Consider the following 6,332-nt stretch of genomic DNA (forward strand, 5'->3'; position numbering starts at 1 on the left):
AAAAAAGTGCACTATCAGTCGGCATAAACCGACTAATAGTGCATTTTAAGCTAAGGACTGCTTACAACCTGAATTTCAAAGTTTTAATTTGTTGTTTCACCTTCATCAGCAACAGCATCTTCCCAGTTGCTCCATTTAGGAGTGGCGGCATCGTAACCATCATACCCAAAGTTCTGGCTTAATTCTCCTTTATTGTTCGCTGTAATTGCAGCATAAGGAATTGGCCAATAGATATTTTTCTTATCCATGGTATAATTTGGATTACTGTTACCTGTAGCATTAATTTGGATTGGTCCTTTATTGTACATGCTGTAATTCACAATACGTTGGTACCAATAGCTTCCACCGTTGTTGTCGGTTCCACTTTGTTTGTCAAAATTATCCAACGTATAGGTATTTCCCCATTCATCCGGTTTTCCACTTCGTGCAAGACACAACGAAACGCGGGTTAGCTCTACATTACGCCATTCTTCCCAGTATAATTCACGGGCACGTTCGTCCATAATATCGCCAATGGTTACTGTGCCTTCATACAACTCAGAACAATGGGCACGCATACGTATTGCATTCAAATCATCCTTAATGGTAGGATCATTCTCATTCATGTAATATTTAGCTTCAGCGCGCAACAGGTAGGCTTCTGCCAAACGATATAAGTACCAATCTGCAATACCCCCATTGGTAGCACCTCTTAAACCATCGGAGCCACTAATATTTGCATCGTTTACCGGGTCGTCTAAAAACAATTTGTAATGCGGCACGTCGAACCAACGACGAATAGTATCCCCACACAGCAGGTTTCCTTCATCATCAAAAAGTGTTACCGGATTTCCGAATTCACTTGATGCTTTATTGTTCACCTTATAATCTTCCATACGCACCCAGTTTCCAACCTCTGAACTATGGCGCAAATCTCCGCTGTCCAACTGTCCGTTTACATACCATAATCCGCGTGTATGGAAAGAAGTTGGACGCCAGGTGGCAATACCTCTACCAAAAGCACGCATATAATCATAGTTCGGATTATAATCACCATGGTTACGTCTCAGGTTTAGCAAAGCCTGTTTACCGTCTTTGGTTTTAACCATGCCATTAAAAAGAAATGGATATAAAATACGCATGGTTAACATTTTTACGAACGATTCCTGATCCGATCCGCGGTTTGGCAGTCCCATAATCACCTCTTTGTTTGCCGAAATCAGTTTGTTTTCAGCACGGTGTAAATCCCAAATAACATTACGGGTTATTGGCCAGGTTTGTGGTTCACCACCATCGTTAAATGCTCCAAAATTGTCTTCCATTAAAGAATATCCTGATTGATCTATCAAAATATCAGTTTGCTCTTTGGCTTTGGCATATTCGCCAACTGCCAAATAACATTTGGCAAGCAGCATGCGACATGCTCCTTTGTTCACCATACCTACTAAATCCATATCGCTTTGATCCGGAACATGTTCTACTGCATATTCCATATCTTTTGTAATCATTTGTAGTATTGCATCGCGCTCTGTGCTTCGATAGTTTTGTTTTGGTACTTCAACAATCTTTGTTACTAGCGGTACATCGCCAAATTGAAATACCAGTGCCATATAACGGAAAGCACGATGGAAGTATGCCCTACCTCTGTATATATCTTTTGTTGTTTCATCCAAAGCCTCAACTGCATCAACAAACTGAATTACTGTATTCGCATACATAATTCCTTTGTAGGTTTCCTGCCAGAAAAACCATATACTGTTATTTCTTCCAAGGTTTTGAGAAGAAGTTTCACTTGTCGGAGTAAGCATATTAGCAACATCACAAAGCATACTTCGCTTATCCGTGGCACTGGCAACCATTAATTCAGAAAACATATACTCTGTTCCTAAACTAAGCATCTCGTTATGATCGGTCGCCCAATATAATTTAAGGTGACGATCACAAATTGCAAGTGCCGCATTCAAACCTGATTCGGTACTGAAAGTAGCGGTAGGTTCGTAAAACGAAAGAGGTGTTGGCTCTAAAAAGTCCTCAGAACACCCACTGGGTATTAGGAATAGTCCTATCAGGACAAATAAGTATATATACTTAAATTTATTCATTATCAGTTTCATATCTTTTTGATTTAAATATTAAAAAGTTAAGTTAACACCCAATGTATAAATACGAGTGGCTAATCCGCCTGTTTCCGGATCACCATATTCCCAGTCTTTAGACCACACGGCAACGTTTCTTACCGTACCAAAAAATTTTACACGCTGTATATCGAAATCAGAGGTCCATCTTTTAGGTAGTGTATATCCCAATGATATATTTTCTAAACGAATAAACGAACGATTATACAACATTGCTGCACCTTCTGCTCCAGTAGGTCCTTTTGCTTCGATACGACCATATTTATTGGTTGGATTATCGGGTGTCCAATATTCTTTTTCCGGTACATTTTGCATTGCATAGGCCATACGACCACCAAGATCGTCATCATTCAGGTAGTTACCTGATAGACTTTTGTGCCCCATGTAGGAATAGATATTAAAAGAAAAACTAAGGTTATTCCAAAAGGTAAAATCATTACGTAATGACCAATGCACTGGTGGAGTGGTTTCACCTAAGAACTCCTTGTCTTTATCGTTGTATACATGTGTAATTGATCCGTCTTCGTGCACAACATCATCGGCCGTGTAATTATTAGCTACTTTTGGGTCGCCTGGCGATTGTCCATATTCTGCTGCCTCTGCTGCTTCATCGGTTTGCCATATACCTGTAACACGATAATTCCATATAGAACTGATCGGACGACCAATAAACCAACCATTTGAAATATCATCCATTTCTTTTGAGCCAGTAACATTTCCTTCTTCATCCAACACATCTTCCTGTTCGTAATAAAGATGTTTGATTTCGTTTTTGTTATATGAAAAACCAAAAGTTGAAGTCCATCGTAAAATATCATTATCAATGTTAACCGAGTTAACCGATATTTCAACACCACTGTTATCAACCTGACCTAAGTTAGTTGTAATATTAGGGAAGCCGGTAAACTCAGGTAAACGCTGATTCATAATCATATCATGAGTTTTCATATTATAATACTCTATCGTACCGGTTATCCTATTGTCGAAAAATCCCAGATCAAGACCAATGTTCCACGCAGTAGTTTTTTCCCACTGAAGATTTGGATTAGCCAAACGATCGGCCATTAAATAGCGCATCAACTCAAGTTCTCCCGACTGGTCGATATACCCCTGCATTTTGCCAGCTCCTTCATATAGGTTGGCCAAAGCCAGGTATGGACTTGGCAATGAACGGTTACCATTTTTACCATAAGACAAACGTAATTTACCCGTATTTAAAACATTATTCCAATTAAAGAATTCTTCATTGGAAAAGGACCAGCCCAATGCTACTGATGGGAATGTTGCGTATGGATTAGATGCACCAAAAGCAGAGTATCCGTCGCGACGAACAGAGGTTGTAATCATATAACGATCATCGTATGAATAAAACAGGCGTGCCAGTAGCGCATCTGCAGTCTCATAGGTATCATGAGTGGAATAATTACTGTCTTCTTTGCTTCCGTTTTTGGTGTTGTGGAAACCCAAAGCATCAGAAGGTAAGATATTGCGTGCCTCAATACGATCGCTCCAGTATTGACGTTCTTCTGCTTCCTGTACCAGTGTTAACACAACGTGGTGTTTATCGGCAAAAGTATAATCCCAGTTTATGGTATTGTTAAGCGACCAATCAAAACGTTTTGCCTGCTCGCGGTTGGCTCCCCGCGATTTTGGATCTGATCCCGGTAAATCAGCCGACATAAAATAACGATCGAAGAAAAACTGATAACGAGGAGAAGCATTAAAACTATAGGTTACATTGTAAGGCAAGGTTACTTTGGCCTTTAGAATAGTATTTAAAACGGTATAACCTTTCTCCAGTTCCAGGTACTGTTTTTGGAAATCGTAGTTATAACCACGTTGACTATATTCTGAACTCAATGGATATTGTATTGGATTTCCGGTTTCGTCGGCATAATCAGCATAAGGGCTGTTACGCAAAAAATAATCCTGATCCATGCCAATATTACCGTCAGAACGGTCTTGAAAATTAACATTAGCTCCCACTTCAAACCAGTCGGTTACTTTAGCATCAATTTTCATGTTTGCACGTATTGCATCGTATTCATCACTTTTTAATGCTCCCTGATTTTTTAGGTAGCCCATCGAAAAGTAATAGTTTACGTTATCGCCTGCACCGCTAATGCTTGCATTGTAGTCTTGGTTAAATCCTAACCTAAAAGCTATATCTTCCCAGTCAACGGTTTTTCCGGCCAGGTAATTTTCCAGAGCGTTTCCAGTAAAACCCAGTCTTTGTGCATGAATACTTTTATCTGAGTCTCCTTCATCGTTGGTAGTATATGCTCTCCAATCTTCAATCGAAATTCCTGCTGGAAGCTGATCAGGACTCATAAAAAATCCCGGGCGATTAGCATAAACTCCACTTTGGTAGGCTTCATAAGCACCTGTTTCAGGATTTACCCCATAGGTGTTTTTTGTGTACCAATCCTGACGGTGTTGTAAATAAGCATCCGGAGTGAATCGGTCGCGATAAGCACTTTTTTGAGTTACTCCAATATTTGAGCTTATACTAATAACCGGCTTCCCTTTTTTACCTTTTTTCGTTGTAATAATGATAACACCGTTTGCCGCTTTTGCTCCGTACACTGCAGCTGCAGAAGCATCTTTCAAAATATCAATCTGAGAGATGTCATCGGGGTTGATCTCTGAAAGTTCCCCGTAAAAGATCATACCATCAAGAATAAGCAATGGATTGTTATGTCCTCCGTCGGTGTACACCGAACGCTGTCCACGAATTTGCATTGAACCGCCTCCTTTGGCAGAAGCATCCAGACCAACGCGTAATCCGGGAGTTCCGCGTAAAACATCCTGAATCGTTTTTGGATTCTCGTTCTCTATTTTATCCGGGCGAATTTGTGATATTGCTCCTGTCAAATCACTTTTTTTCATAGTTCCGTAACCTACGGCAACAACTTCGGCAATACCAATAGATTCTTCCTCCATGATTACATTTATTGTTGACTTATTGCCGACTTCAACATCCTGTGTTTTCATTCCCACAAACGAAAACTGCAGTATTGCATCACCGTCAATATTTGCTAATGAATAATGTCCGTCGGCATTGGTTACCGTACCCGATGTTGTTCCTTTTACCACAATTGTTACTCCCGGCAACGGGAAACCATCTTTATCGGTTACCAAACCCGAAACCGGCATTTGATCGGCACGCCCCAGGATATTCGACCTATCAGCCGACGCTGAGTTCTTGATAATAATATGTCTGTCGATAATTTCGTACGAGTAGCTGGTTTCTGAAAAAGCTACTGTTAATATTTCGTCGATATTAGATTGTTCGGCACGAATAGTTATTTGGTGAGATAAGTCAATTTCGTCACTGTCATAAAAAAACCGGAACTCGCTGTTTTCTTCAATTTGTTGAAATACTTCAGCTAGCCGGGCATTTTTCATGTTCAATGTTAACTTAGTTGATTGCGCGTATGTAGCGGCCGAAACCTGCACCAGGGCAATCATTACAAGCAAACATGTAAGTTTCATAATTCTTAAAAGTTTTTTGAAATGAGAGACACAACTTCCCCCATTGCAAATGTTAGTTTTTTTCATACATTTAACGTGTTAAAGTTCGATAATAGAGCCAAATGGCTTATTTATTGATTCTTAAAAAAGGAAACATTAGGAGTGTTTCCTGACAGACGGGAAGTGCGGCCAGGCATTTCCCGTTTTTAGTTCATAAATCTGATTTGTTACATAGGCATTGTCTTTAGCTATTTGTTGATATAAATTTTTCCACTTTCAAAGGTGTATTCGAAGGGTTTTCCGGAGGCGATCTTAAACGCTTCCATCAGGGTATAAATATTGTCATCCACACTTAAAGTACCAGTAAATGTGCGGGTTTTAAGTTCTTCGTCGCCAAATACGATTTCAACATTGTAGATACGTGCAATTTTGGTTGCCAGCGAATCAAAACGTTCGTCTTTAAAGCTATACACACCATTTTGCCAGTAATTGTAAAAACCATCCGGGATAGTTGAATCATACACCTTCCCGGAGGTTTTGTCATAAACTAAACTATGCATAGGACTTACCATTAAAGACTGGTAATTGTCCCCGGTGCCCCCTAAATGAATATCAAATTGAATTTTTCCTGAAACCAGTTCTGCTTTTACCTCATCGTCATCGGGGTATGCCACCACAGCAAACTTTGTCCCCAAAACTTTTATGCGGTGTTCCCCCACGTTTACAATAAACGGATGATGTTCA

The 6,332-nt window shown here is 39.9% G+C and carries 3 protein-coding genes; all 3 read right to left on the reverse strand.

Annotated elements, in window-relative coordinates; genetic code table 11:
* Positions 1-83 precede the first annotated feature (83 nt).
* A complete protein-coding gene (locus ABZB17_RS04765; RefSeq protein WP_372648345.1) occupies positions 84-2,093 on the reverse strand; it encodes a RagB/SusD family nutrient uptake outer membrane protein in 2,010 nt (669 codons plus the stop codon).
* Between the two features lie 18 nt (positions 2,094-2,111).
* Complete coding sequence (locus ABZB17_RS04770) at positions 2,112-5,609, reverse strand: SusC/RagA family TonB-linked outer membrane protein (RefSeq protein ID WP_372648346.1); 3,498 nt, start codon at positions 5,607-5,609, stop codon at positions 2,112-2,114.
* Between the two features lie 227 nt (positions 5,610-5,836).
* Positions 5,837-6,332 (reverse strand): FecR family protein (locus tag ABZB17_RS04775; RefSeq protein ID WP_372648347.1); only part of this gene is annotated, 496 nt, incomplete at its 5' end.

Source organism: Draconibacterium sp. (assembly GCF_041583095.1).
GTDB lineage: Bacteria > Bacteroidota > Bacteroidia > Bacteroidales > Prolixibacteraceae > Draconibacterium.

Excerpts from the sequence above, each read along its gene's own strand:
- ABZB17_RS04770 (WP_372648346.1), bottom strand. The coding sequence starts at position 5,609 with ATGAAACTTACATGTTTGCTTGTAATGATTGCCCTGGTGCAGGTTTCG.
- ABZB17_RS04765 (WP_372648345.1), bottom strand. The coding sequence starts at position 2,093 with ATGAAACTGATAATGAATAAATTTAAGTATATATACTTATTTGTCCTG.